The organism is Candidatus Polarisedimenticolaceae bacterium (assembly GCA_036376135.1).
Lineage (GTDB): Bacteria > Acidobacteriota > Polarisedimenticolia > Polarisedimenticolales > DASRJG01 > DASVAW01.
In genome coordinates this window covers 50,097-75,785 of the sequence record DASVAW010000167.1, presented here as the reverse complement: position 1 = coordinate 75,785, position 25,689 = coordinate 50,097, and the positions used below count along the sequence as shown (strand labels likewise).

The 25,689-nt window shown below is 73.4% G+C and carries 22 protein-coding genes and 2 tRNA genes; 8 read left to right on the top strand and 16 right to left on the bottom strand.

Annotation, left to right across the window (positions count from 1 at the left end; all coding sequences use genetic code 11):
* Window positions 1–7 precede the first annotated feature (7 nt).
* Both VF139_18625 and VF139_18620 read left to right on the top strand, forming a co-directional pair.
* A complete protein-coding gene (locus tag VF139_18625) occupies window positions 8–1,459 on the top strand; it encodes a hypothetical protein (GenBank protein ID HEX6853417.1) in 1,452 nt (483 codons plus the stop codon).
* Window positions 1,456–2,655 (top strand): DUF1343 domain-containing protein, encoded by a 1,200-nt coding sequence (locus VF139_18620; protein ID HEX6853416.1) that lies wholly within the window; start codon window positions 1,456–1,458, stop codon window positions 2,653–2,655. Before VF139_18625 ends, VF139_18620 begins: the two co-directional genes overlap by 4 nt.
* On the opposite strand, the gene VF139_18615 is transcribed toward VF139_18620, so the two are convergent.
* Together VF139_18615 and sppA are read right to left on the bottom strand one after the other, a co-directional pair.
* Complete coding sequence (locus tag VF139_18615; protein ID HEX6853415.1) at window positions 2,643–3,476, bottom strand: glycosyltransferase family 2 protein; 834 nt, start codon at window positions 3,474–3,476, stop codon at window positions 2,643–2,645. The genes VF139_18620 and VF139_18615 overlap by 13 nt on opposite strands.
* 291 nt (window positions 3,477–3,767) lie before the next feature.
* A complete protein-coding gene (gene sppA, locus VF139_18610) occupies window positions 3,768–5,531 on the bottom strand; it encodes a signal peptide peptidase SppA (GenBank protein ID HEX6853414.1) in 1,764 nt (587 codons plus the stop codon).
* A gap of 83 nt (window positions 5,532–5,614) precedes the next feature.
* Here sppA and pyk point away from each other — a divergent pair, with 83 nt between their 5' ends.
* Window positions 5,615–6,646, top strand: coding sequence for a pyruvate kinase (pyk, locus tag VF139_18605; protein ID HEX6853413.1), 1,032 nt, complete (start codon window positions 5,615–5,617; stop codon window positions 6,644–6,646).
* Here the strand turns inward: pyk and VF139_18600 are convergent.
* From VF139_18600 to VF139_18590, 3 genes are all read right to left on the bottom strand, one after another.
* Window positions 6,635–6,710: transfer RNA gene (locus tag VF139_18600), tRNA-Ala, on the bottom strand. The genes pyk and VF139_18600 overlap by 12 nt on opposite strands.
* 44 nt (window positions 6,711–6,754) lie before the next feature.
* Window positions 6,755–7,783: a serine/threonine-protein kinase gene (locus VF139_18595; GenBank protein ID HEX6853412.1), complete on the bottom strand. Its 1,029-nt coding sequence runs from the start codon at window positions 7,781–7,783 to the stop codon at window positions 6,755–6,757.
* Complete coding sequence (locus tag VF139_18590; protein HEX6853411.1) at window positions 7,780–9,651, bottom strand: sigma 54-interacting transcriptional regulator; 1,872 nt, start codon at window positions 9,649–9,651, stop codon at window positions 7,780–7,782. Before VF139_18590 ends, VF139_18595 begins: the two co-directional genes overlap by 4 nt.
* Before the next feature lie 153 nt (window positions 9,652–9,804).
* On the opposite strand from VF139_18590, the gene VF139_18585 reads away from it, so the two are divergent.
* The 3 genes from VF139_18585 (at window position 9,805) to VF139_18575 (ending at window position 11,873) form a co-directional block, all read left to right on the top strand.
* Window positions 9,805–9,901: transfer RNA gene (locus tag VF139_18585), tRNA-Sec, on the top strand.
* A gap of 41 nt (window positions 9,902–9,942) precedes the next feature.
* Entirely contained in the window at window positions 9,943–10,860 is a 918-nt protein-coding gene (locus tag VF139_18580) for an isoaspartyl peptidase/L-asparaginase family protein (protein HEX6853410.1), read from the top strand.
* Complete coding sequence (locus tag VF139_18575) at window positions 10,857–11,873, top strand: CPBP family glutamic-type intramembrane protease (protein HEX6853409.1); 1,017 nt, start codon at window positions 10,857–10,859, stop codon at window positions 11,871–11,873. The genes VF139_18580 and VF139_18575 overlap by 4 nt, the downstream gene beginning before the upstream one ends.
* A gap of 7 nt (window positions 11,874–11,880) precedes the next feature.
* On the opposite strand, the gene VF139_18570 is transcribed toward VF139_18575, so the two are convergent.
* Genes VF139_18570 through VF139_18540 form a run of 7 tightly spaced genes read right to left on the bottom strand, consistent with a single transcriptional unit; the run spans window position 11,881 to window position 17,594 of the window.
* Window positions 11,881–12,246, bottom strand: a complete 366-nt coding sequence (locus VF139_18570) for an STAS domain-containing protein (protein ID HEX6853408.1) — start codon at window positions 12,244–12,246, stop codon at window positions 11,881–11,883.
* On the bottom strand, window positions 12,243–13,172 hold the full coding sequence (locus VF139_18565; protein HEX6853407.1) for a histidine kinase dimerization/phospho-acceptor domain-containing protein: 930 nt from the start codon (window positions 13,170–13,172) through the stop codon (window positions 12,243–12,245). The genes VF139_18570 and VF139_18565 overlap by 4 nt, the downstream gene beginning before the upstream one ends.
* Before the next feature lie 3 nt (window positions 13,173–13,175).
* Entirely contained in the window at window positions 13,176–13,622 is a 447-nt protein-coding gene (locus VF139_18560; protein ID HEX6853406.1) for an ATP-binding protein, read from the bottom strand.
* Window positions 13,615–15,690 carry an ATP-binding protein gene (locus tag VF139_18555; protein HEX6853405.1) on the bottom strand — a complete coding sequence of 692 codons (2,076 nt, stop codon included), beginning with the start codon at window positions 15,688–15,690 and terminating at the stop codon, window positions 13,615–13,617. The genes VF139_18560 and VF139_18555 overlap by 8 nt, the downstream gene beginning before the upstream one ends.
* Before the next feature lie 14 nt (window positions 15,691–15,704).
* On the bottom strand, window positions 15,705–15,893 hold the full coding sequence (locus VF139_18550; GenBank protein ID HEX6853404.1) for a hypothetical protein: 189 nt from the start codon (window positions 15,891–15,893) through the stop codon (window positions 15,705–15,707).
* Window positions 15,894–15,903: 10 nt separating this feature from the next.
* The gene (locus tag VF139_18545; GenBank protein HEX6853403.1) at window positions 15,904–16,281 is read right to left on the bottom strand and encodes a response regulator; all 378 of its coding nucleotides are present in this window, start codon (window positions 16,279–16,281) and stop codon (window positions 15,904–15,906) included.
* Window positions 16,278–17,594: a SpoIIE family protein phosphatase gene (locus VF139_18540; protein ID HEX6853402.1), complete on the bottom strand. Its 1,317-nt coding sequence runs from the start codon at window positions 17,592–17,594 to the stop codon at window positions 16,278–16,280. Before VF139_18540 ends, VF139_18545 begins: the two co-directional genes overlap by 4 nt.
* A gap of 370 nt (window positions 17,595–17,964) precedes the next feature.
* On the opposite strand from VF139_18540, the gene VF139_18535 reads away from it, so the two are divergent.
* Both VF139_18535 and VF139_18530 read left to right on the top strand, forming a co-directional pair.
* Complete coding sequence (locus VF139_18535; GenBank protein ID HEX6853401.1) at window positions 17,965–18,549, top strand: sigma-70 family RNA polymerase sigma factor; 585 nt, start codon at window positions 17,965–17,967, stop codon at window positions 18,547–18,549.
* A 9-nt stretch (window positions 18,550–18,558) separates the two neighbouring features.
* The gene (locus VF139_18530) at window positions 18,559–19,179 is read left to right on the top strand and encodes a zf-HC2 domain-containing protein (protein ID HEX6853400.1); all 621 of its coding nucleotides are present in this window, start codon (window positions 18,559–18,561) and stop codon (window positions 19,177–19,179) included.
* A 7-nt stretch (window positions 19,180–19,186) separates the two neighbouring features.
* Here the strand turns inward: VF139_18530 and VF139_18525 are convergent, their stop codons facing one another.
* From VF139_18525 to aroB, 4 genes are read right to left on the bottom strand one after another with little or no spacing between them, the layout of a single operon-like run.
* On the bottom strand, window positions 19,187–21,163 hold the full coding sequence (locus VF139_18525; protein ID HEX6853399.1) for a PEGA domain-containing protein: 1,977 nt from the start codon (window positions 21,161–21,163) through the stop codon (window positions 19,187–19,189).
* A complete protein-coding gene (locus VF139_18520; protein HEX6853398.1) occupies window positions 21,160–22,659 on the bottom strand; it encodes a hypothetical protein in 1,500 nt (499 codons plus the stop codon). Before VF139_18520 ends, VF139_18525 begins: the two co-directional genes overlap by 4 nt.
* A complete protein-coding gene (locus VF139_18515; GenBank protein HEX6853397.1) occupies window positions 22,656–24,512 on the bottom strand; it encodes a serine/threonine-protein kinase in 1,857 nt (618 codons plus the stop codon). Before VF139_18515 ends, VF139_18520 begins: the two co-directional genes overlap by 4 nt.
* Before the next feature lie 35 nt (window positions 24,513–24,547).
* The gene (aroB, locus tag VF139_18510; GenBank protein HEX6853396.1) at window positions 24,548–25,648 is read right to left on the bottom strand and encodes a 3-dehydroquinate synthase; all 1,101 of its coding nucleotides are present in this window, start codon (window positions 25,646–25,648) and stop codon (window positions 24,548–24,550) included.
* Between the last annotated feature and the right edge of the window lie 41 nt (window positions 25,649–25,689).

Here is a 25,689-nt window from a genome sequence, read left to right as displayed (position 1 = left end):
TTCCCGGGTGCGACGTCGCGTTTTCCTGGGACGCGCCGCCTGGGCGGCCGTGGGGGTCGCCGCCGGCGCGGCGGGCTGGAAGGGGCTCCGCCGAGACCCGCGCGACCTGCGCGTGGTGCGGGCGAGCGTCCCTTCCGAGGGCCTGCGCACGGGCGAGGTGCGCCTGCTCGTCTTCAGCGACGTGGACTGGCCGCGTTCCGCGTTCAACTGGCGCCGCATTCCCGCGATCGCGGCGGGGTTCCGACCGCACCTCGTGCTCGTCCCCGGCGACGTGCTCGATCGAGGCGCGACGGCACGGGACGACGCGACGGCGCGCGCCGCGGCGGACTGGCTGGCCTCCGTCGCGCCGGGGATCCCGGTCCTCGTCGCCCCGGGGGAGGCGGAGTCTCCCGTGCGGGAGCGGCTCGCCGCGGCGTGGTCGGGGCGGGCGGAGATCCTCGCCAACGAGACCCGGAACTACGACGTGCACGGCGAGGGCGTCGAGGTCTTCGTCGCCGATCCCAAGGTGGACGCCGCGCCGTGGGGGCTCGCACGGGAGGGCGCGCGCGCGTTCGCGCGGACCCGCGGCCGGTCGGAGCATTCGGTCCTCTCCTGGGCCGGGACACCCGACCTCGCCTCCGGATTCGAAGCGATCTTCGCCTTCCGCGTCGACGAGACCTCCACCTCGTTCGAGTTGCGCGCCTTCGACGCCTGGCGGATCCGCTCGCGTCCCGGGCGGCGCGCGTTCGCGCTGCAGCGCGCCTTTCGGGCGTCGGCCCCCCTGCCGGGCTCCACGTCGAGCGCGTTCGCCCCTCCGCTCGGGAGTTGGTGCCGCGCCCGGGTCCGGGTCGACCGCGCCCCCGACCGGGCCGCCGTGCGGGCGCGCTTCTGGGTGGAGGGTGACCCGGAGCCGTCGTCCTGGCCGATCGACGCCGTCGACGCCGACCCGGCGCGCCCCGCGGGCGTGCCGCTGACGTTCCGGGTGAGGGCGGGACTCGCGGGGCTGTCCGCGCTCCGGATCGTCGACGCGAAGGGCGACGCCGCGACCGAGCCGCTCGACGACCTCGCCGGGTTCCGCGCGCGATGGCGCATGGCCTCGAAGCTCGCCGCCTGGGCGTGGTCCCCGCCGTCGGCCCCCACGAGGGTGATCCTCGCCCACCATCCCGACGTCGCGCTCGTCCTGTCGGAGGCGGCGCTTCCCCGCCCCGACCTCGCGATCGCGGGGCACACCCACGGCGGCCAGATCCTCCTCCCCGGCCTCGGCCCGCTCACGACCGACACGCGCCTGGGGCGCACCCGCGCCCGCGGACTCTTCGACGTCGACGGGACGCGCCTGTTCATCACCGCCGGCGTCGGGACCTCGATCGTTCCCGCGCGGTGGAACGTCCCGCCCGACGTGAGCCTGCTCACCCTCGTCCCCGGACGACGCGGCGAGGCGGCGACGTTGGTAGACTCCGCGGCCCCGGAGGAGATCCCGTGAGCCCCGTTCGGTCCGGACTCGACGTCTTCCTCGATCCCGCGGCGGACCTTCTCCCGCGCGGCGCGCGCATCGCCCTCGTCGCCCACCCGGCCTCGGTCGACGGTCGGCTCGTGCACGCCGCGGACCGGCTCGCCCGGGACGGTCGATTCCGCCTCGTGCGCCTGTTCGCCCCCGAACACGGCGTCCGCGGCGAGGCGCAGGACATGGAGCGCGTGGCGGAGCCGGCCGACCCGACGCTCGGCCTTCCCGTGATCAGCCTCTACGGCGCCGACGAGGCTTCGCTGCGGCCCGCCCCGTCGCACCTCGACGGGCTCGACGCGATCGTCTACGACCTGCAGGACGTCGGGAGTCGCTACTACACCTTCGTGTACACCCTCTCGTTCGTGATGGAGGCCGCGCGCGAGGCGGGGATCCCGGTCCTCGTGCTCGACCGCCCCAATCCGATCGGGGGGATCGCGGTCGAGGGACCGGTCCTCGATCCCGAATGGTCGAGCTTCGTCGGTCGCTACCCGATCCCCGTCCGGCACGGCATGACGACCGGAGAGCTCGCGCGTCTGTTCCACGACGCGTTCGGGGTCGCGTGCGACCTCCGGGTCGTTCCGATGGACGGCTGGCGGAGGAGGATGCACGCCGCGGACACCGGACTCCCGTGGGTGCTCCCCTCGCCGAACATGCCGACCCCCGAGACCGCGCTCGTCTACCCGGGGGGCTGCCTCGTCGAAGGGACGAATCTCTCCGAGGCGCGCGGGACCACGCGCCCCTTCGAGCTCGTCGGTGCGCCGTGGCTGGAGCCCTCCGGGCTCGCCCACGCCCTCGACGACGCCGCGCGGCGCGAAGGGCTCCCCGGCTGCCGGTTCCGCGCCGCCCACTTCCGTCCGATGTTCCAGAAACACGCCCGCAGGTCGTGCGGCGGCGTGCAGGTCCACGTCACCGACCGCGAGGTGTTCCGGCCGTTCGCCACGTACCTGGCCGTGCTGCGCGAGGCGCGCCGCCAGGACCCCGGCGCGTTCGACTGGCGGCGCGAGGTGTACGAGTTCGTCGCGGACCGGCTCGCGATCGACCTGCTGCTCGGCAAGACCGGACTTCGGGACGGGATCGAATCGGGAGCGAGCGTTCCCGACCTCGAGGCGAGCTGGCGGGACGAGCTCGCCCGTTTCGAGACGACGCGCCGCCGCTTCCTGATCTACCGGGACTGAGGCGACGTGGCGTCGGGCTCGGGGTCCTCGGGAGTCGGGGGCACCAGGCCCCGGAACTCCCGGTCGACCTCCCGCGTCGCCTCCCACAACTTCGCGTACTTGAGCAGGACGTAGAACGCCGAGCCCGCGCTCACCACGAAGCCGCGCATCCCGTCGCGCCAGCCTCCCTTGAGCAGGTAGTGCTTCGCGAACGCCGCCGCGGGCGAAACGACCACGCGCCCTGCGGAGAACCGCGTCCCGCGCTCCTCGAGCGCGCGCGCCGCCAGGGTCGTGTATCGGTTCATGCGATCGACGTAGTCGGAGATCGAACGGTAGCTCAGGTGATAGAGGGGCGACGCCAGGCGCGCGGTCGCGCTCCCGGCGTCGAGTCGGAGCGACTCGTGCACGTGCGCCCCTTCGAAGCGTGCACGGTCCTTCCGGTACAGGCGAAGGTGCCGGTCCTTCCCCCACGTGCGCCGGACGAACCCGCCGGAGAAGGAGGAGACGCGGTCGAACGCGTACGCGTCGGCGCGCGGCGCGGCGAGGGCCTCGCGGATCTCGCGCTCCGATCCCTCCGCCAGCCATTCGTCGGCGTCCAGACTGAGGACCCACGGGTAGCGGCCGAGGGCGGCCGCGCGGTTCTTCTGGGCGGCGAAACCCCGCCACGGCTCCTCGATCACGCGCGCGCCCAGGTCGCGGGCGAGCTCGCGGGTGCGGTCGGTCGAACCGGAGTCGAGAACGACGACGTCCGCCGCGAAGGCGACGCTGCGCAGGCAGCGACCCAGATTGCGTTCCTCGTTGAGCGTGATGATCGCGACCGAGAACGGCGCCGGATCGGCCATGGCGCGGCGACGATACCATGCGGTGCCGCGCGCCCCGCCAAAACGCCGGGCGGGCCGGAGCCCCCTCGGGCCCCGGCCTCGCCGGCGGGCGCCACCGGTCCCGCGAGGGGGGGGCTCTCGCCGGAACCGTCGACGCACCCTCCGACATCTCCGGCCGAGGGACGCGAACCGGAGACCGAGTAACTGAACGTTACGCGGCGAGAGCGCGACGTGCAGGGGCTTTTTCGACCTCGTGCGGATCGCAGGGCCGCGAGGGACGCTCGGGGCACTCTCCGCGACCGAATTCCTCCATCAACGTCCCGCCCGAACCGGAGGCATCGACAGCGCGCCCGCCGGCTCGAGCAGTCCCGCCTGCTCGGCGAGCACGGCCACGGGACGGGCGATCCGGATCAGCTCGCCCATCATCACGGTCGCGGCGTCGGGCTCGCTGGAGTCCGAACCCTTGTCGGTGAGCTTCTCGAAAAGGGTCTTCTTCCTCGGGAAGGTCCGGAGCGTCACCGGCGCGTCCGCGTCGATCTTCGCGGCCTGCTTCGCGAGCGTCAGCGCGACGGGGAATCCGCCGATCTCGTCGACCAGACCGATCTCCTTGGCGTCTTCACCGCTCCAGATCCGCCCCTTCGCGATCTGCTGCACCTTCTCGAGCGGGAGCTTGCGCCCCTCCGCGACCTTCCCGGTGAAGTCCGCGTAGATGCGGTCGAGCCATCCCTGGAACTTCGCCCACTGCTCGGGGGTGTAGTCGTAGGTGCCGGTCCACATCGTCGAGCTCGCGCTCGTGTGGACGTCGTCCCACGAGAGACCGGTCTTCTCCCAGAAGCCGTCGGTGAGCAGCTTGCCGGCGAGCACGCCGATCGAGCCGGTGATGGTCCCAGGCTGCGCGACGATCTTGTCCGCCTCCATCGCGACGAAGTAACCGCCCGATCCGGCGACGTCGCCCATCGTGACGATGACGGGTTTGCCGGCCTTCCGCGCGTTGACCACCTCCCGGAGGATCGTGTCCGACGCGACGTAGGAGCCGCCGGGGCTGTCCACGCGGAAGACGATCGCGCGGACGTCCTTGTCCTTGACCGCGTCGCGGAACGCCCCCGCGACGGTGTCCGACCCCATCGCCGATCCGGTGAGCGGACTGAACCCGCCGTTGCCGCGCTGCACCGCGCCCACGCCGTGGATCACCGCGATCGAGGGGCCGTGTTTGTACGGCGAACCGGCGCGCTCCCAGTACTTCTGAACCCACAGGAAGGTCGGATCCCCGCCCGCCCGCTCCCGCACCTTCGCGTAGACCTCGTCGCGGTAGAGCATCCCGTCCACGAGCTTCGCGTCGAGCGCCTCTTTTCCGAGGATCGGCGCGCGGTCGGCGATGGCCCTCACCTGGGCTTCGTCGAGTCCGCGGGCCTTCGAGACGCCGCGGACGATCTGGTCGAACTGGGACTGCATCACCTTGTCCAGCGCCTCGCGGTGGGGCGGGGTGAACTTCGTCTCGGTGTAGGTGTTCATCGCGTTCTTGTATTCCCAACGGTGATCCATCTTCGGGACCACGCCGAGCTTGTCGAACGCCCCCTTCATGAACGGGGTCTCGTACATGAGGCCGGTGAACCCGATGTCGCCGGAAGGCTGCAGGTAGATCTCGTCGAAGGCGGTGGCGAGGTAATAGGCGCCGGTCCCCGAGCCGAACTCCCCCATCGTCTCCGACCAGGCGACCGCGAACTTCCCGGACTTGCGGAAGGCCTCGACCGCGTCGCGGATCTCCTGGTGGCGCGCGAGCCCCATCGGGGCGGTCCCCACGCGCGCGACGAGTCCGACCACGCGGTCATCCTTCGCGGCGCGCTCGAGGGCGTGCAGGAACTCCACGACGCCCACCCTCGGGCCGCCCAGCGCCTCCGCGATCGGGTCGTCCGAAACGACCTCCTCCAGACCCTGCTCGAGGTCGACCTCCAGCACGGTCTTGGATCCGATGCGTCCCGACCCGGAGGACAACCCGCCGACGACGAGCACCGCCACGGCGGCGATGATGCAGAGGATGCCCACGATCGCGAGCAGGACCAAAAGGAACTTCTTCATCGAACCCTCCACGGAGCAAGGCGGGTGTATACGGAATCCGGGGGCGGAGGTTGTAGCACGCGGGCTTGCTACGATCCTGCGCGATGCGGATCACCAAGCTCGGAGGCACGCTGGGCCCCGCCTGCGACGACCCGGCGGTGCTCGCGGGACTGCTCGGGGCGGGGCTCGACCTGGCCCGGATCAACTTCTCCCACGGAGAGCCGGAGGACGCCCGGCGAAGGGTCCGCCGCTTCCGCCGCGCCGCGCGAGACTCCGGCCGGACGGTCGCGCTCCTGGGCGACCTGCAGGGGCCGCGATTCCGGATCGGGACGCTGCCGGGCGGCCGACTCGAGCTCGAGCCCGGTGCCGGGATCGACGTGATCGCCGGAACCGAACGCTCCCCCGCGGGAACCCTCCCCGTCCCCTGGCCGGCGCTGTCCCGGCAGGCGCGCCGGGGCACGACGCTCCGAATCGACGACGGCAACGTCGTCCTGCGGGTCGAATCCGTGCGCGGAGCGCGCCTGCGGTGCCGCGTGGAGCGCGGGGGACCGGTCGGCGACCGCAAGGGGATCAACCTTCCCGGCGCCGAGCTCGCGAAGTCCGCGTTCACCGCGAAGGACCGGCGCGACCTCGCGCTCGCGGCGGAGCTTCGCTGCGACGCGTTGCTCGTCTCGTTCGTGCGGGGCGCCTCGGACGTCCGTCTCGCGCGACGGCTGCTCGAGCGCGCCGGGAGCACGATGGCCGTCGTCGCGAAGATCGAGCGCCCGGAGGCGCTCGATCGACTCGCCGAGATCCTCGACGCCGCCGACGGCGTGCTCGTCGCTCGCGGGGATCTCGGCGTCGAGCTCCCGCTCGAGCGGCTCCCGGGGTTGCAGAAGGAGGTGCTCGCCGCCGCCCGCGCCGTCGGGAAACGGGGGATCGTCGCCGCGCATCTGCTCGCGTCGATGACGGTGTCGGATCGACCGGCGCGCTCGGAGGTGATCGACGTCGCGAACGCCGTCCTCGACGGCGCCTCCGCGCTCCTGCTGACCGGAGAGACGGCGGTCGGCGCGCACCCCGTCGCCGCGGTCGAGGCCATGGCGAGGATCGTCGACGAAGCCGAGTCGTGGTCAGAACGTCGCGGATGGTGGAGCTGATGGGGATCGAACCCACGACCTCAAGAGTGCCACTCTTGCGCTCTCCCAGCTGAGCTACAGCCCCAAGGCGAAAAGCCCGCGCATTCTGCCACCCGCCCCCCGAAAGCGTCAAGGAAGCGACCGCGTCTTCACCCACCAGGTCGCTAGGCCCGCGAGCGTGATCGCCGCGGCGACCGCGAGCGGCAACACGACGCGAAGCAGCCGCTCCGCGCGCGGCGCGCGTCCCGCGAGGCGGTCGGCGTCGTCGCGGAGGGCGCGCCGGAGATCCCGACGCGCGGAGGGCCCGCCAGGGGCGAGGCGAATCGCCTCGGCCATGGCCCGGGCCGACGGGAAGCGGTCCTCGGGAGAGGGGGCGAGGCCCCGGACGGCGACCGCGAGGAGCGCAGCCGTGTCGGGGTCGGCGGTGGGCGGCGGTCGAGGGCCGCGGCGCGCGCGCTCCCGCGCGGTCTCGAGCGGCGTCGCCGCTCGGAAGGGAGGCTCGCCGGTCAGCAGCTCCCAGAGCACGACCGACGCGGCGTAGAGGTCCGCGCGGTGGTCCCCCGCCTCTCCGCGAACCTGCTCGGGCGAGAGGTACTCGGCGGTGCCCCACACCTCGCCCGTGGCGGGCGACGGAACGCCCATGCGGCGTGCGAGCCCGTAGTCGAGGATCTTCGCCCCCGAGGGTGACAAGACCACGTTCCCCGGTTTCACGTCGCGATGGACCACTCCCGCCGCGTGAAGGTAGTCGAGCGCGTCGAGGAGCTCGAGCAGCGTCCGCGCGGCGTCCTTCGCCGGGAGCGCGCCGCGCCGCAGGCGGGCGGCGAGCGTCTCCCCCTCCACGAGCTCCGTGGCGAGCCACGCACGACCTTCGAACTCCCCCAGCGCGAGCGTTCGCGCGAGGCCGCGATGGTCGAGCCGCAGCGCGAGCCGCGGCTCGCGCTCGAAGGCCTCGTCCCTGCATCGGGCGGCTCCGGGGGCGAGGAGCTTCAAGGCCACCCGGGCGCCGGTCTCGAGATCGGCGGCGACGTGAACCTCGCCGCCGCCGCCCATCCCCAACGGCGACTCGATCCGGAACCGGCCGGCGACGATCGACCCCGGCGGGAGCTCCTGCGCGCGCAGGATCCGCTCGCGGGCCTCGTCGCCGATTCGCCCGGTCACTTCGGGACGAGCCCGTGCTGCCGGAGCTTGTAGTAGAAGTTCTTCCGCGCGATCCCGGCCCGGCGCGCCGACTTCGCGACGTTCCCGTCGTTGGATTCGAGCACTTCCGAGAAGTAGACGCGCTCGAAGGCTAGCTTGGCCTCGCGCCAACTCCTCTCGCGGGCGAGCCCGAGGGCGTCGAGGCCCGGAAGGTCGATCCTCCCGCCTGCGATGTCGAAGGGGAAGAGGTCCACGTCCAGGATCGAGTCGCGGGCGACGAGCACCGCCCTCCCGACGACGCTCTTGAGCTCGAGAACGTTGCCGGGCCAGGGGTAATCCCTCAGCGCGCGGCACGCGTCCATCGACAGACCCAGGATGCGCTTCCGGGCCGCCGCACCTTCCGAGCGTGCGAACTCCTGCGCAAGCGCGATGACGTCGTCCTTGCGATCGCGCAGGGCGGGGATCGGCACGACCGCGAGCTGCTCCAGGATCTCGGCCAGGGAAGGGTCGATCCCGGGAATCGGCGTCCCTTCGGCGTGGCGCGTGCCGAGCACGACGCCCACGCGCGGAGCGGACCGAAGGAAGACGGCGAGGGCACTCTGCGACGGGCGCCCGAGCTCCGAAATTTCGTCGAAGTAGACCGTCCCGCCGTCGGCGAGGTCCAGCCTGCCCCGTCCCCCATCCCCCGCGAGGTCGTCTCGCGAGCCGAACAGGGCGCTCCGCTCTTCCTCCTCCGGCGCGATTCCACACCCCACGAGGAGGAAGGGCGCGCGCCGCCGCGGAGACAGCGCGTGCAGCCGGCGCGCCGCACGCGCCTTGCCGACCCCCGTCTCGCCGCGCAGCACGACGGGTCCCGGCTCCGAAGCAAGCCGCTCGAGCCGGTCCGCCGCCTCGCGCATCGCGGCGCTCCGGGCGACGAGGTCGTAGGACGTCGCCCGGAACCCCTCCGCGTGGGCGGGCCACTCCACCCCCGCGGCCAGCGCCAGGCGCGTCCGCAGCAGATCCGACTGGGCCTCGGCGCGCTCCACGAGGAGCGCGAGGGCGGCCGTGACGGGGCGCATCGAGCCGACCTTCTGGCGCGCCGCACGCATCGATTCGACGGGAACCTGGAAGTAGAGCGCCCCGCCCGCCCGCCCGCGGACCCGGAGGGGAAGTGCGATGCACCCTTCGCCGGCGCGCTCCGAGGTGTCGATGCAACACTCGGCGCCCGTCTCGGCGAGCTGCTGGAGCACGCCCCGCGACAACACGAGCTGGCCCGACCCTCCGGCCGCCGCGAGCAGGTAGTACTCCGCGGGAGCCCTCACGCCGACGAGATACCCCTCCGAGGCGCCCAGGTGGCGGACCACCGCGCCGAGGGCGCGGGAGAGCGCTTCGGACGTTCGCGCGCCGCCGTCGACCAGGATCTCCTGGAGCAGGGCGAGGAGCACCTCGGGATCGTGCGTTCCTCCGGAGGGCGGGGCGTCGAGCACGTCGGCCGGGGCCGACGCGGTGGGCACGTAGGCTTTCTCGAGGAGCGAGGGAGGAAACCCTTCCCCATCGACCCGTCCTCCCTCGTTCCCGTCCGGAATCGAGCCGTCCTGCCGGATCCGGATGCGATCGCTGACGGCTTCCTGAAGCACGGCGAGAACCGATCCGAGCAGCACGCGATCTCCGGGCTGGAGTCGTGCCGACTCGACCCTGCGGCCGTTGACGAACAACCCGTTGGTGGAGGAGAGGTCGCGGATGAGGACCTCGGGACCGGCGACCTCGAGCTCCGCATGGCGGCCGGATACGCCGTATTCGTCGAGCACGACCTGGTTCCCGGGAAGGCGGCCGATGGAGGAGACGCCCGGCGGGATCGGCGTCCGGCGCTCGAGCCCACCCAGGGGCTTGATGTGAAAGTAATACACCGCGGTTCCTTCAGGGGCGGAAGCGTAACACTACGACACGATTGCTCCTGGCGCTGTAACCTTTTTGAGCCGATGCCGCAGAGCGCGCTTCGCGCGAAGCGTCTCGTTGACGTTCGAACGGGCTCCCCTCTACATTGGGCGCCCCTCCACGGAGGAAGCGAACGGGTCCCGGTGGACCCCCTGGTCTTCAAAACCTGTGTCGGGCGGTTACGCCGTCCGGGGTGGGTTCGACTCCCACGCGCTTCCGCCACTCCGCTGGGCGTGGCGGCGGGACGCGGGCTCGAGGATGGCGTGCCGATCGCGTTGGCCGTTCACGGCGGAGCGTGGAACATCCCGGACGGACAGGTGGAGGCCCATCGCGCCGGAGTGGACCGGGCCCTGCGCGCCGGCTGGGCGCTGCTCCTCGAAGGAGCGAACGCACTCGACGTCGTCGAGCGATGCGTGCGCATCCTGGAGGACGACCCGACCTTCAACGCAGGCCGCGGCGCTCACCTGAATGCCGCCGGTCGCCTCGAGCTCGACGCCTCGATCATGGAGGGGCGGAGCCGACGCGCCGGCGCGGTGGCCGCGGTGGAAGGGGTTCGGCACCCCGTGAGCGTCGCCCGGCTCGTCCTCGAGCGCAGCGCGCACGTCCTGCTCGTCGCCGCCGGCGCACGTCGCTTCGCCAAGGCCCACGGCGCGGAAACCTGCCGGACGTCCAGTCTGCTCGTCGGCCGGGAGCTCGCCCGCTGGCGCCGCATCCGGCGCGGGGAGCGACACCTCGTCGAGCACGAGTTCCGGCACGCGCGCCCCCACGGCACGGTCGGCGCCGTCGCGATCGACGCACGCGGCGGATCCGCCGCGGCCACCTCGACCGGCGGGACGCAGGACAAGGCACCGGGGCGCGTCGGCGACACGCCGATCATCGGTGCGGGAACGTGGGCGGACGACCGCCTCGGCGCCGCATCCTGCACGGGCTGGGGGGAGGCGATCCTGCGCTGCGTGCTCGCCAAGACGGCCGTGGACGGGCTCGCCGGCGGGCGCGTCCCGTCGCGCGCCGCTTCCGCGGCCGTGCGCGAGCTCCCGCGCGTGGACGGGCACGCCGGCCTCATCCTCGTCGATCGCGCGGGGCGCGCCGCCGCGGCGTTCAACACGCCGCGGATGGCGCGGGGGCTGGCGACCTCCCGCGGTCTCGTCGTCGCGGTGGAGCCTCGAGGGGCCCGCGCGTGAGGATCCCGCGCGCCCTCGCGTGGGCGATCCTGGCCGCGACGTTCCTCACGGCGGGAATGCTCCGTCAGTTCCACGAACACACCCCGGCTTCCCCTTACGCCCCTCCCGCCGTCGGGAGCCTGCTCTTCGCCGCGGTGATCTTCGTGCTGCTGATCTGGTCGTGGGAGAGCCGACGGGGGCCCAGCCCCGGCCCCGGCGTTCGGCTGGGAAGTCTGACCCCTCTGCTCGCGATGCTCCTCACCGAGAAGTGGATCTCGATCTTCCTCTACCAGCCGGTCTTCGATCGATTCGTGCCGGCCGAGCTCGCTCCCGCGGTGATGGTCGACGCGTGGTACCGCGCGTTCGCCGGGGGCGGACTGCTGCTGTCGTGCGCGCTGCTCTGGCCGTTCTCGCCTCCCGCCGCCCGCCGGGTCGCCGCGAGCCTCTCGCTCCGACGGCTCCTCGAGGGGATCGTCGTGACCGCGATCGCCGTCGGCGCCACGTACGCCGCGCTCGGGCTCGTGCCGCGACTGCTCGGCGCCCCATTCGCCTGGCGTGGCCCGCGCCTCGACGCGCTGGGCCTTTGGGTCGCCGGGGGACAGACCCTGCGCGCGTTCGCGGAGGAGCTCTACTACCGGGGACTGCTGCAGCAGGAATGCGGGCGGCTGGCCCCGCGGCTGGGGGCCCGCTCCCCCGCGGCACGGCGGTGGGCGGCGCTCCTGCCGCCTTCGCTCATGTTCGGGCTCGAGCACTTCGTCCTCGCCCCCGGGGGGGAGCAGGCGCTCGAGCGGTTCGTGTTCTCGGCGTCGCTGGGCGTGTTGTTCGGCCTGCTGGTGCTCGTCTCGCGAAGCCTCTGGCTCCCCGCGCTCGTGCACGCGTGGATCAACGTGCTGCTGCTCGGAGCCGCCCCGGTGTGGCTCGACGGGTCGGGTCGCCCGGCGCCCGCCTCCGGAACCTACGTCGCGCTCTCCCTCGCCTTCGCGTTCGTCGCCGTCTACCTCCTCCGTCGGCGCGCGGACGCCGACGGCGCCTGAGGCCGGATCAGACGTCCGCGGGGTCGCCGATCCCCACCGCGATCGAGCGGAGGGCCGCCGGAGCGTCGGGGCGGATCTCGAAGATCTGATCGAGGCGCAGGATCGCGAGCACGGCGAGCACCCCCGGCCGGACGCCGACGAACGCCGCGCGCCGGCCGCGCAGGCGGGTGCGCTTGTACACGCTGACCAGCACGCCGACCCCCGCCGAGTCGACGAAGTCGACCTCGGAGAGATCGACGACGACGTCGAGCCCGTCCTCGACCGCCTCGAGGCATCCGCGTTTGACGTCGTGGGCGTTCGCCATGTCGAGGGCGTCCGCTCCGGTCAGCCGAAGGCTGGCGATCCCGCTCCGGTCGAGACGTTCCACTCTCATGGACGTCCTCCGTCGGGCTCGGAGCCGTGCTGCATGTCGAGGACGCGGTCCACGGCCTCCTGCCGCCCCTCCTTGACGACGCGCGCGAGCTCCCGGATGAGGTCCGCGATCCGGATGGCGGACTCCTCGATGACCTGCGCCGCCTTCGCGACCGAAGGATCGGTCTCCGCCTTGGCGCGGAGGATCTGCGCGCGGCCCAGGAGCGCGGTGAGGGGGTTGTTGATCTTGTGGCTGAGGACGCCGAGGGTTCGGAGGAGGTCGGCGAGTTTCTCGAGGCGGTGGCGTTCCTCCAGCTCGGCGTAGCGCCGCGTCACGTCGCTGAGCGTCACGACCTCGTCCGCGTCGACGGGGCCGAGCGAGCGGCGCGCGACCAGCAGGACGGTGCGCCCGCCCGGCCCCCGCGCGAGCACCACCTCGGACTCCGCGTCGTGCGGCGCGTCGTCGAGGAAGGCGGGCGTGCGCGTTCCCTCGCAGGTCGCTTCCGGATCCCCGCACAACATCGCGGCCGCGGCCCGATTGGCCTTCCGGACGATCCCGTCCGCCGACACGATCAGGACACCGGTCTGGAGCGCGGCGAGCACGCCGTTGAGGCGCGTGTTCCCCGCCTCGACGGCGTCGGCTCGACGCCGGATCTCGTCGGCGGCGAGGGCCTTCGCACGCAGCGCCGACGCCTGGGTCGCGAACATCACCAGCGCGCGCAGCTTGCGCTGCGAGTCCGCGCCCCGCTCGGTCGCGCGCCCGTCGAGCGCGTCGCCCGGCAGCTCGGCGAGCCGCCGCTCGTACTCCTCGAGGACCCGATCGAGCAGGTGGTCGAGGTCGTCCGAGCACTCGATCAGCTCGAGCCCGAGGTCGTGGATCCGGCACAACTCGGCGAGGTCGGGGACCTCCCCCGCCGCCGGCGCGATCCGTCTCACGAGTTCCGCCATGATCTAGGAACCTCCCCCCGTTCGCGCGACGGCGGCGGGCACGGCGGCGCGCTTGATCATGGCGACCTCCGTCCCCGGACCGTCGACGCCGAACCGCACGTCGTCCATCAGATTGCGCATGAGGAACACGCCGTAGCCGCCCTCGCGCGGGTCGTCGAACTCGGGCTCCGGCACGCCGTCGGGATCGAACCGGCGGCCGAAGTCGCGCACGCGAATCTCCAGGGCACCCCCTTCGTGCCGTACGTCGATCTCGATCCGGCCGTCGCGCCGGCCGCCGTAGGCGTGCCGGCAGGCGTTCGCGCACGCCTCCGTGAACGCGACGAGCACGTCGTGCGCGGCGCCTTCGTCGAGGCCGGCGCGTTTCGCGAGGGCGGACAGCCATCCCCGCGCGTCGCGGAACTGCGCCGGATCGCTCGCGATCGCGAGGGAGGCGGTGAAGCGCTCAGCCACGAACCGCCTCGAGGTCCGCGGACGCGGTCGCCGCCGGAAGCACCAGTCGGAACTCCGAGCCGCCGCCCGCCCGCGGCGTGTAGCGCAGCAACCCGCCGTGACGGCGCGCCGCGAGGCGCGCCTCGTAGAGCCCGAGCCCGACTCCGGCCGGCTTCGCCGTGAGCGTCTCCCCTCCCTGCTCGAAGGCCTCGAACAGCCGCTCGAGATCGGCCTCGGGAACACCCGGCCCGCGGTCGAGCACGGTGAACGCCACCGCCTCCGCCGTGCGTTTCCCGATCCGCAGTCCGCACGCCTCCACGCGGAGGGTGATGCACGAGTCCGGCGGCGAGAACTTGCGGGCGTTGTCCAGCAGGTTGGCGAGCGCGCGCGGAGCGAGATCCGGGTCCCCGGTCACCGCGGGCAGATCCTCCGCCAGCGCGACGTCGACCCGGGGATTCCCCGCGAGCTCGATCGCGCGTCCGACGATGGAGGGCACGGACAGACGGCTCGCGCCCAGCGGCTCGCCCCCGCGCTCGAGACGCGCGATGCGGAACAGGCCGTCGAGCAGGCGCTCGAGCGCGCCGGCGCCCCGCAGGACGTTCTCGGCCATCTCGCGCCGCTCCTCGGGAGCTCCCCCGTAGTCCCGCAGGAAGCTCGCCGAGCAGACGATCGCCGTCAGCGGCGTGCGCATCTCGTGGGAGACGCTCGAGAGGAAGCGGTCCTTCATCCGATCGAGCGAGCGCAGCTCCTCGTAGGCGCGCGCCAGCGCCTTCGTCCGCGCCGCCACGGCGACCTCCAGGCGCTCGCGGTGGGCCACGAGCTCCGCCCACACGCCGGCCTTGTCGAATCCCGCCGCAAGATGCCCGGCCACCGTCGAGAGGAACCGGAGGTCCGCCGCGTCGAAACGCCGCTCCGGGGCGGGCACGTGCACCGCCAGCAGCCGGCGCGCGGGGCCTTCCACCGGCGCGCACGCGAAGGCGGCGCGCGGCAGCGCGCCCTTCGTCTCGCACGCGAGGTCGTCCGCCGCGCACGTCGAGCCGGCCTCGAGCAGCGCCCGGATGAAGGACGCGCCCTCGGGTCCTGCGAGTCGCTCCGAGCCGTCGCCCCAGGATCGCTCGAGCCTCGGGCCCGTCTCCGGGTCGAGCCTCCAGACCTCCGCGCGCGCCGCCCCGAGCACCGCCCCCGCCGCGGCGAGCGCGCCGTCGGCGATCGCGTCCCGATCGAAGGTCGCGTCCACCCGGCGGAGCATCTCGGTGAGCGTGCGGAGCGCGTCGGCCTCCCGCTCGAGGCGGGCGCCCCGGGCCCGCGCGTCGGCCAGCTCCGCGCCGAGCTGCGTTCCCACGCGGACCGCGCTTCCCAGCAGGTCGGCCTCGTCCAGCGGGATCGTCGAGCGTCGCTCCGGCGCGTCGGCGGCCGGGCCCGGACGCCCCCGGTACGGGGCGAACGCGGCCTCGACCTGACGGTCGAGCTGCGCGGGATCGATCTCGCGCCGCGTTCGCTCGTCGGCGAGGGAAACGAGGCGCGAGAGCATCGCCTTCGAGGCCGCAACGAAGACGTCGAGGACGCCCTCCCCCGTCCGCGCGCTCGTGCCGCGCACGACATGCGGCCTGACGTCGAGCCATCCGGCGACCTCCGCGGCGTCCGCGGCGCCTTCCACGTCCTGCTTGTTCGCCTGGACGAGGATCGGGAAACCCGCGCCCTCGATGCGGTTCGCCCCGAGGTTGCGGCGGAGGTCTTCCCAGCTGGCCCTCGCGTCCGCCGCGCGACCGGGCGAGGCGTCGGCGACGAACACGACGGCGTCGGCGCCGGCCAGGACGACGCGACGCGTCGCGTCGTACCGCACCTGCCCCGGCACGGTGTACAGCTTCAGCGCGACGCGATAACCGAGGATCGATCCGAGCTCGAAGGGGAGCAGGTCGAAAAAGAGCGTGCGGTCGTCGGCGGTCGCCAGCGAGAGCAGCGGGTTCCGCCCCTCGGGGTCGGTGAGGCGGTGGATCGCGCGAAGGGTCGTGGTTTTCCCGCCGAGCGCGGGCCCGTAGTAGACGAGCTTCGCGTGCAGCGTCCGATCCGCGCGGCTCCACTGCGCCATCCGGGCCGTCCCCTTCAGTTCCGCGACGTCATCGGCGCCGCGAGGCGGACGAGCTCCGCCGCGGAGATCGGTACGAGGCCGGAACGCGCCGTCCCGCTCCGACCGGCGAGCAACCCCTCGAGGCGATCGCGGACGCGCCGCTCGATCTCGGCCCGATCCAGGGGCCGGATCGCGGCGACGCGTTCGTCCCGGAGCTCCGCCATACGCGCCACCTCAGTTTCCGGAAAGGAGCTCGCGCACGCGACGCAGCAGCTCCGTGGGGGAGTAAGGCTTGGTCATGAAGTCCGAGGCTCCGACGTCCAGGCCGCGTTGCCGGTCGGACTCCATGCCCCGGGCCGAGAGCAGGATCACGGGAATGCACCGGAGGTCCGGGTCGCTCTTGAGGGCCCCGCAGACGGCGAACCCGTCGCGACCCGGCATCATGACGTCGAGGAAGATCAGGTCGGGACGGACGTCCCCGACCCGGCGCAGGCATTCCTCTCCGTCGGAGGCGGTGAACGCCTCGAACCCTTCCTCGCGGAGGATGAACTCCAGGGGGCGACGGATGAACGCGTCGTCGTCGACGATCAGGATCCGCTTTCCGGCGCTCATCCCGAGACCTCGGCCCCCGAGGCGATCGCGCGCGCGACGACGAGCGTGACGTCGTCGCGCGTGGGCAGCCCTTCGACGTGCCGCTCGAGGTCGGCGATCACCCGGGAGCGGATCGCGGGCGCGGGAAGGGCCCGCGAGGCATTCACCTCCTCGACCAGTCGATCGAGTCCGTAGAACCGCTGCTCGGCGTCACGGGCCTCGACGATCCCGTCGGTGTAGAGGATCAGGACGTCCCCCTCGGCGAAGGGGAACGACTCCTCGAGGTAGCGGACGCGCGGGAGGATCCCCAGGGCGGGCCCTCCCCTCTCGAGACGCACGACCTCTCCGGAGCTGCGCACGAGGAACGGCGGATTGTGCCCCCCGTTCGAGTAGACGAACCGGCGCGCCCCCGGATAGAAGCGGACGAACACGCTGGTCGCGAACATGTCCATGCCGGAGAAGTCGCCCAGGAGCACCTCGTTGGTCTGGGCGAGCAACTCGGCGGGAGACAGGATCCGCCGACCCTCGGACTGGATCGCTCCCTTGGCGGTCGCCATGTACAGCGCCGCGCCGACGCCGTGCCCGGACACGTCGGCCATCGCGATCCCGAGACTCCCGTCGGCCATCGGCACGTAGCCGTAGTAGTCGCCGCCGACGACCTCGGCGGCGCGGAACCCGCCCGAGACGTCGAGCCCCTCGAACTCCGGGTCCTGGTGCGGGAGCAGGCCGCGATGGACCTGGCGGGCAAGCTCGTCCTCGCGCTGGCGGAGCTCCGCCTGGCGCGCCTTTTCGCTGAGTCGCTCGTTGCGCAGGAAGGCCGACGCGAGGGAGCCGATCGCGCCGAGGAGCTTGACCTCGCCGGCGCGATAGGGACGCCCGCTGCGGCGTCCGCGCAGGACGAGCACCCCCAGCGGCGGACCCGACGGCGAAGGGAGCGGCACCGCCACCGTGGGGATGTCCCCGTCGCGCACCCACGGTTGGCCGCGGCGCGCCCGGGCCAGCATCTCGAGGTCGGTGTCCGCCGCTCCCTCCCCGGGGGTTCCGACGGCCACGGAGAGCGTGAAGGCGTCGTTGCCCTGCAGCCACACCTCGCCGCGCGGCGCGCCGAGGACCTGGGCGACGTCGTCCACGACCATCCGCGCGATGGCCGATTCTCCCCGTTCCGCCGCGATCCGCTCCGCCAGACGGTAGACGAACGTCGCCTCCTCGTAACGCTCCAGGACCTCCGCGCACAAGCTGCGGATCTCCTCGTCCTGACGCCGGGCGACCGCCTCCCAGTCCTCCGCGCGGGGGGCCGTCCTCCTTCGATCCTCGGCGGCCGTGCTCAGCGTCATGAGGACTCCTCGGGAGATCCCCGGCGCGACCTGCCCCTGCGCCGAGTTCGTCCACCTGATAGCAACCGCAACGCCATCGACGAGTTCTTTGAATAACGCGTCCGCTCCTCCCCGCTTCGGGCTCCGGCCCGAGGCGTCGCGCACCGAGTTTCGGGGCGGAAAGCTCCGGACTCGGGGCCAATTCGTGAGACGGCCCGACGTCTTCCGTCGGCGCTGCATCCGCCTCCGTCGCCGGCGGGCGCCGCCCCGGGGTGACGCGGTGTGACCGTCCCCGGACGGCGGGCGACGTCCAGCGTCATCCCGCGGGTGTCGACCAAACGCGCCCGTCGGGCGTTTAATGAGGCGTCCGGACCCACGGAGGAACGGTCGCTTGGAGTCACCCACCGACGAGGACCTCGTCCTGGCCCTGAGGGCGGGGAACCTCGATTCGCTCGGAGCTCTCGTCGCCCGATGGGAGCAGCCGCTGTTCCGGTTCGTCCTGCGCCTGGTCGGGCGCGACGACGAGGCGCGGGACGTCTGTCAGGAGACCTTCCTCCGCGTGCTCGATCGGGCGCGCCACTACCGGCCGGGGGCGAAGTTCTCGACCTGGATGTACCAGATCGCCCTGAACCTGTGCAGGGACCGTGCTCGCCGCAACCGGCGATGGGATCGCATCCTCGTCCACCCGCGCCCGGCTGCGGATGACCCGGCCCCGGAACCCGCGGCGGTCGCCCCCGAAGACGAGCAGCCGGAGGCGGCCCTCGAGGCCGAAGAGCGCCGCGCGGCGGTGCGGAGGGTGCTCGAGTCCCTCCCGACCGAGCAGCGGGAGGTCGTGGTCCTCAAGGAATACGAAGGGCTGAAGTTCCGGGAGATCGCCGAGGTGCTCGGCCTCCCCGAAAGCACCGTGAAGTCCCGCATGTACTTCGCGCTCGAATCGATGCGCGGCGCCCTCGAACGGCAGGGCGTCCGCGTCTAGGAGTCGGCCATGGCCTGCGAGTTGTTCCAGTCCCGTCTCGTCGCGCTCGTCTACGACGACGTCTCGGCGGAAGATCGCGCCTGTGTGCAGGCGCACCTCGCGGGGTGCGCGTCGTGCTCCGCGACGCTGGAGAGGCTCGCCGCGACGAGGGCGCTCCTCGCCGACGCGGCGCCCGAGGTTCCTGTCGCGCCGAGAATCGTGGTGGTGACGCCGCGCCGCACCGTCCCGTCCTGGGCCGCCTTCGCCGCGGGACTCCTCGCCGCCGCCCTCGTCGGTGGCGTCGGGTATGTCGCCGGGTCGGCCGGCCGGCCCGACGAGGTCGCGCAGGGGGCCACGCCTCCGGCCGGGATCGACGCGGAGCAGGCACGCGCCCTCGTCCGCCAGGAGATCGAGGCGCTCGAGGCTTCGTCGCGGAAATCGCTCGTCCCCGACGCCGTCACCCGCGACGTGCTCCGGACCGAGCTCGCGGGTCTCGAGCGCCGCATCAACAGCGGTCGTGCCGACGACGTCGGGTACGTCCTCGATCAGATCGCCGCTTCGGAGACGCGCTCGCGGCAGCGCATCGGCGACACCCAGCAGGCGCTTCGTTACGTGGCGCTCGCGAACAACCCCGGGCTGGGCGAGTACTGAGGCCGGGTCAGCGGCCCCCCACTCCGAGATCGGCGAGGTGGTCGGCGGCGGCGGGCGCGAGCGGCGGGCCGTCGCCCCCTTCGGCGCGCGAGCTCCCTTCGCGCACGCGTGAGAAAGCGGCGCGGGCCTCGGCCTCGCGCCCCGCGGCGGCGAGGGCGCGTCCGAGGAGGTAGTCGATCGCGCCGGGCTCGGTCGTCGGCGGGGACGCCGCACGCGAGAACGCGTCGGCCGCCGCCTCCGCCCGACCCGCGACGAGCAGCAGGCTCCCCAGCTGGGCCAGGGCGATCCGGCGATCCTCGGCCCCGACGCCATCCACCGCCCCCCACGCGGCAGCAATCGCGGCGCCGCCGGGACCCTCGGTCTTCGGCGCGAAGACGGGGGCGCCGCCAAGCGTCGCTTCGACCTTTCGCGGCTCGGCTTCCCCCGGCACGACGAGATCGATCGTGACCGGCGAGCCCGGAGGCAGCCCGGCGACCACGGCGTGGGCCTGCGCCGCGGACGCGACGACCCTTCCCGCGAGGACGGCGACCCCGGAGCCGGCGACGACCCCCGCCGCGGACGCAGGACCGCCGGGAATCACCTCCGCCACGACGACGCCGCCACCGGAGAGATCCGCCAGGCGCCACCCGAGCGTGGGACGAACCCGGGACGGACGACGGATCGACAGCGCGGCGCCCTCGAGCGTCTCGAGGGTTCGCAGGATCGGGCTGTACAGGACCACCCTGCCGACCCCCTGCCCCGCTCCGGCGGGAAGGACCGCCACTGCGAGGTCCGTGTCCGCAGGAAGCGTCACCGACGCCCAACCCTCCGCGGCTCCCAGGTCGGTTCCCGCCGGCAACTCCGCGCGCGCCTCGACCCCGAACGCCCCTTCGAGCTCGCGAAGGGCGGCCGGCCACGTCGCGGAGCCGAGCAGGACGGCCTGAGGCCGCGGCGCGACCTCCAGCGTCGCCGTTCCCTGTTCGGGGAGCTCGACCCGCTCGCGCCACACGACGCGCCCCCCGGCGCGTACCTCGAACGCGCGCGTCCCCGCACAAAGCGCGGCTCCCTCGAGGGGGATGCGTCCGAGCGCGACGCCGTCCGCCCGGACCTCCGCCCCTTCCGGTTTCCCGCGGACCGCGACGACGGCACGCGCGGGGTCGAGCGCGACGGTCTCGAGCGCGATCGCTCCTCGATCGGTCACATCGACCTGGACCTGGACGCGGACGCGCGTCGTCCGGTAACACGGTTTCGTGAGCTCGAAGACGTGTTCGCCGAGCGGGAGATCCGCGATCTCGAGGCGAGCGGCCCGCGCGAACGCGGGGGCGGACGCGGGCGCGGACTCGGACGGCCGCGCCGTGACCCCGAGCAGCGTCCCGTCGAGGCGGACCTCCACACCGTCGGGCTCGGTGCGCAGGACGACCGAACGCGCGTTCGGCACGAGGCGCACGCGGACGGGCACGATGTCCCCCGCGATGACGGTGGCCCCGAGCGAGGCCGGGTCGAAGCCCGGATGCTCGACCTCGATCCGGCGGTCTCCGGCGGGAAGGCGCAGCGTCCCGTCGGCGGCGGGAGTGACGAGCCTCCCGTCCACGGCGATGCGGGCACCGGGAGGATCGATCTCGAACTTCAGCCCCCCCACGACGGTCGACGCGACCCGATCGAAACGCTCCCGCGCCTTCCGACCGGTCGTCGTCGGGTCCGGCTCGTAGTCGGGTCGAAGGAGGAGGAGGCGCTTCCAGTCCTGCTCCGCACGGCCGAGGTCTCCGGTCGCCACGCGGGCCTGCGCCCGAAGCGCCAGAGCCGACCCGGCGATCGAAGGCTCGAGGTCCGGGCGGGCCAGCAGGGCGTCGAGCACCGCGAGCGCCTTGTCGAAGCGGGCCGCCTCGAGCTCGACCCGGGCCGCCTCGAGCTCGGCTGAGCCTTGCGCTTGCCCTCGCGCAGGGATCGGCGCGAGGAACAGCGCGATGCCGAGCAGCCCCGCCGCGAAACCTCCAAGCGTCCTCACGGGAACCTCGTCACGACGCCGGCCGCGTCGACGACATCGAGGGCGCCGTCCGGACCGAACGTCAGCGCGGCGACGCGCCCGACGCCGGCCGCCTCGAGCACGAGGCGATCCTTGGGCTGACCGTCCACGCCCAGGAGCACGATCGCGCCCGCACGCGCGTCCAGCACGGCGATCTGCCCCGCCGCGTCGACGGACAACGACGGAGTCGAGGACGCCGCGACGGTCCCGACCACCTCGTCGGTTCCGTCCGGACGCACGTCCAGGACGCGACCGGTGCGCTCCTCGAGCGCCAGGAGCCGTCCCCCGCTCCACGCGAGCGCCGCGATCGCCGCCCCTCGGCGCTCCCGAAGGAGCTCCGGCGACGGTGCTCCGGGCTGGACGCGGGCGACCCGATCGCCGCGGCGATCGGTGAGATAGATCCTCCCGGCGGCGTCGACGGCGAGGGCACCCGCCGGAGCGAAGGCCCCCTGGCTCGCGACGGGAACCGGCTGGTCGCCGCGCAGCACGTAGATCCGCTCCCCGGCCGCGACCCAGGCGCGTCCGAAGGGGTCGACGGCGAGCGCCTCGAGCTCGTCGAGCGCGATGCGCGCCGATTCGCGCCCCGACCGGTCGAAGCGCACGATCGCCCCGGCGCGCCGGTCGGCGACGAGGACCTCCCCTCCGGGAAGCGCGACCGCCGCGAGCGCACCCTTGATCGCCGAGTTCCACTTCGTGGGGGTCGTCGCCGGCCAGCGCGTCACCGCGAAGGCGGAACGCCGCAGGTTCCGCACCGCGGCGTCCCGGAGGGGCGCCGCCTCGGGAGCCGAGGAGCCCGTCGCGTCGACGGCCTCCTGGAGCAGCGCCGCGGCGGGCCCGAACTGGCCGCGCCGCATCGCCACCCTTCCCGCGCCCTGCGCCGCCTTCGCCGCGGCCTCGGTCCCCGGGTGATCGACCAGAAGACGCAGGTAGGCGCCGTAGGCGCGCTCGTGCGCCCCATCCTGCTCGTCGAGCCAGCCGAGCGCGTAGCGCGAGGCGAGCGTCCACGCGCCCTCCGCACCCGTCGACGCGAGTGCGAGCAGCTCCGCACGCGCCTTCACCGGATCCCGACCGGCGAGCGGTTCGAGCTTCGCCAGAGCGGTGCGATAACGCGCTTCGGGTGCGCGGTCGGAGGCGGGGAGCGCCGAAACGACGCGCTCGAGCGGGACAATCGCACGGCGGATCGCTTCTTCGGGGATCGCACCGAGCGCTTCGGGCCACCCGGGAAGCCCCTCGAGCAACGCCTGCTCCACGAGCGCGTCGTCGGCCCACGGACCCGCGGGGTCGAGGCTGACGACGCGCGCCAGCGCGGCCGCCGCCTCCGGCGAACCTTCGGCGGCCAGTCGTCGCGCGACCCGGTACTCGCGCTCGGCCGCGGCCGGATCGCGCGCGGGCTGCTGCGCGTACACCGGGCCCGCGCACGCGACGACCAACGTCGCGGCAACAGCCCCCCGGACGAACCCGCATCGACGACGATTCATCGCTTCGACTCGAACGCGAATCTTAGCGGAGGGTTCTCGCCCGGTCGAAGCGAGACCTTGCGTTCCTGGGTCGCCCCCGTCGGAACGTACTCGACCCGCAACTCGTAGGAACCGGCGGCGATCTGTCGCTCGAGTGGAACGTCGTCGAGGTAGCGCCAGCCGCCGCCGCGGCGCACGTAGACCTTCGCGTTCGGCGGGAAGGCCTGCACGAGAAGCTCCGCGAGCGGCGGCACGCGCAGGTCGGCGTCGACGTGGCCGTCCGGCGGAACGTCGACGACCGCCGTCACGTCCACGAAGGTGTCTTCGTTGACGGCGCGCACCTCGCGACGTCCCGCGGGGACGCGCAGCGATCCGTCCTCCCGCTGCGCGGGTTTCCCGTCGACGAGCCATCGCACCGGGGAGCCGGGCGCGGGAACGACGATGCGCCCGGTCGGAATGGCCGCCAGCCGCAGCGCCGCCGCGGCGCCGCGCGCGTCCTTGGGAGACGCTCCCGCAGGGACCACCACCGCGGCGGGGGTGTACCCGTCGGCTGCGGCCTCGAGGCGGTTCTCGCGGCACAGATCGAGCTCGATCTCGCGAGGTGACGTTCCGGCGGACTCGCCGTTGACGCGCAGCGCCGCGCCGTCGACGCCCGCGTCGACCGCGACCGCCGCCTTCTCAGGGTCGAGAACGAGAACGATCTCGCGCCCCGCGTCCGACGGGGCCACGAGGTGCTCGACCCGCCGGCACCCCGCCGCCGCGGAAACCCTCGGGAAAGGGCCCGCGGACGGCACGCGAAGCCGAGGGTCCGCGAGCGGGGCGCCGTCGAGAGTCACCGCGGCCTCGGACGGTTCCGCGCGAACGGTCGTCTCGAAGAAGGCCGCCGCCTGCCTGCGGCTCTCGGCATGACGCCAGGCGAGCACCCCGACGACCGACGCGATCACCGCGGCCGCACCGAACAGGTACGGAAGCAACGACGACCGCCCGGATCCCGCCGGCTCCGCCGCGGGGGCCGCGACGCTCCGCGCCGCCGGCGTCGCGCGGTCGGCCGTCGCCCGCCTCGCCTCGCGCAGGGCCCACGCGAAGGCGGCGCCGTCCGCGAAACGGGCCTGCGGGTCCTTGGCGAGCGCCTTCTTCAGGAAGCCGGCGAGCGCGACGGGGACGCGCTCGAGGTGGGGGCCGAGCTCCCGCGGCGGCTCGTGCACGACGCGGTACAGCACCGACGAGACCGAGTCCCCGGCGAACGGCTTCTCTCCCGTGAGCAGCTCGAAGAGGACGACCGCGAGCGACCACAGGTCGGTGCGCGCGTCGGCGCGGTCGCCGCGGATCTGCTCGGGGGCCATGTAGTTCGGGGTCCCGAGCAGATGCCCGTCCTGGGTCCGTCCCGCCGTCCCCGACTGCGCGAGGCCGAAATCCATGATCTTGACGGCACGTTCGCCGGTCCGGATCAGGTTGGTCGGCTTGATGTCCCGGTGCACGACGCCGGCCTGGTGTGCGTAGGCGAGCGTCTCGGCGAGCCCCGCGACGATGTCGACGACGACGTCCACACCGAGCAGGCGGTCGCGGCGGCAGAAGGCGTCGAGCGTCTGCCCCTCGATGTACTCCATCGCGATCCACGGCGCGCCGTCGGCCTCCCCGACGTCGAAGATCGTGACGATGCCGGGGTGGACGAGCCTGCCCGCGCTGCGGGCCTCGGTCAGGAACCGTCGCCGCGCCTGCTCGCGTTCGGCGTCGGGAAGTCCGGAGAAGACCTGGATCGTCTTGACGGCGACGCGTCGGTCGATCTCCGGATCGTGCGCGAGAAAGACGGCGCCCATGGCCCCGCGGCCCAACTCCCGCTCGACCCGATAACGTCCGAACTCCTGCGGCGGCATGCGAGGGGCTACCCTAGGGCGCGGGATCGGTGCTGTCAATCGCCGCGCAGGGCGTCGGCGAGGCGTTCCGCGTCCACCACCGTCGCGACCGCACCCGCATCCCCCATGCGGCCGATCGCGCGGGGCAATGCGCACCGCACGAGCCCCGCCAGGTTCTTCTTGTCGCGCGCCATCGCGGCGAGCAGTTCCTCCCTCGAGGTTCCCGCGGGCGCGCGAAGCGGCAGGCCGAGCCGGGCGAGGAGCCGCTCGACCCGCGCCGCGTCCTCCGCCGGAAAACCCACGGCCTCGACCGCGATCCTCCCCTCCGCGGTCATGCCGATCGCCACGGCTTCGCCGTGCGACACCGCGTACCCGGAAGCCGCCTCCACGGCGTGTGCGGCGGTGTGACCGAAGTTCAGGATCATCCGCACCCCGGCCTCGCGCTCGTCCCGGGCGACGATCCGCGCCTTGAGTCGAAGGCATGCGGCGAGAGTCCGCTCCACGACCGGGGCCCGTCGCCGCGCGAGCGCGGACGCGTCCCGCTCGAGGCGCGCGAACGCGGCGGCATCCCCGACGACCGCGCTCTTCACGATCTCTGCGAATCCGTTCCGGAAGTCCGCGTCGGGAAGCGTGGCGAGGAGCTCCACGTCCGCATAAAGCGCCGAGGGCTGGTGGAACGCCCCCACGAGGTTCTTCCCCGCGGGAACGTCGACGCCCGTCTTCCCGCCGAGGGCGGCGTCGGCCATCGCGAGGAGCGAGGTGGGGGCTTGGACGACCTCGACGCCGCGCAGCCACGTCGCCGCGACGAACCCGGCGACGTCCCCGGTGACGCCGCCGCCCAGCGCCACGAGCAGGGTCGACCGATCCGCGCCGAAGGCGGCGAGCCGATCCTCGATGGCGGCCTTGGTCTCGCGCGTCTTGTGGACCTCTCCGGCGGGGAAGTCGACGAGCTCCGCGCGCAGTCCGCGACCGCGGAGTCTCCCGACGAGCGGCACGCCGTGGAGGGGCGCGACGTTCGAGTCCGAGACGACCACGACGAGGCGGCCGGCCGCCGAGCGCTCGAGGTCGTCTTCGAGTCGCGCGAGCGCCCCGGCCCCGACGGCGACGGGAATCCGTCGTCGGGACGACGCGGGAACGGACGCGAGGAATCGGCGCACGGGATGAAACGACGCGGGCCCCGTGAGGGGCCCGCGCGGCG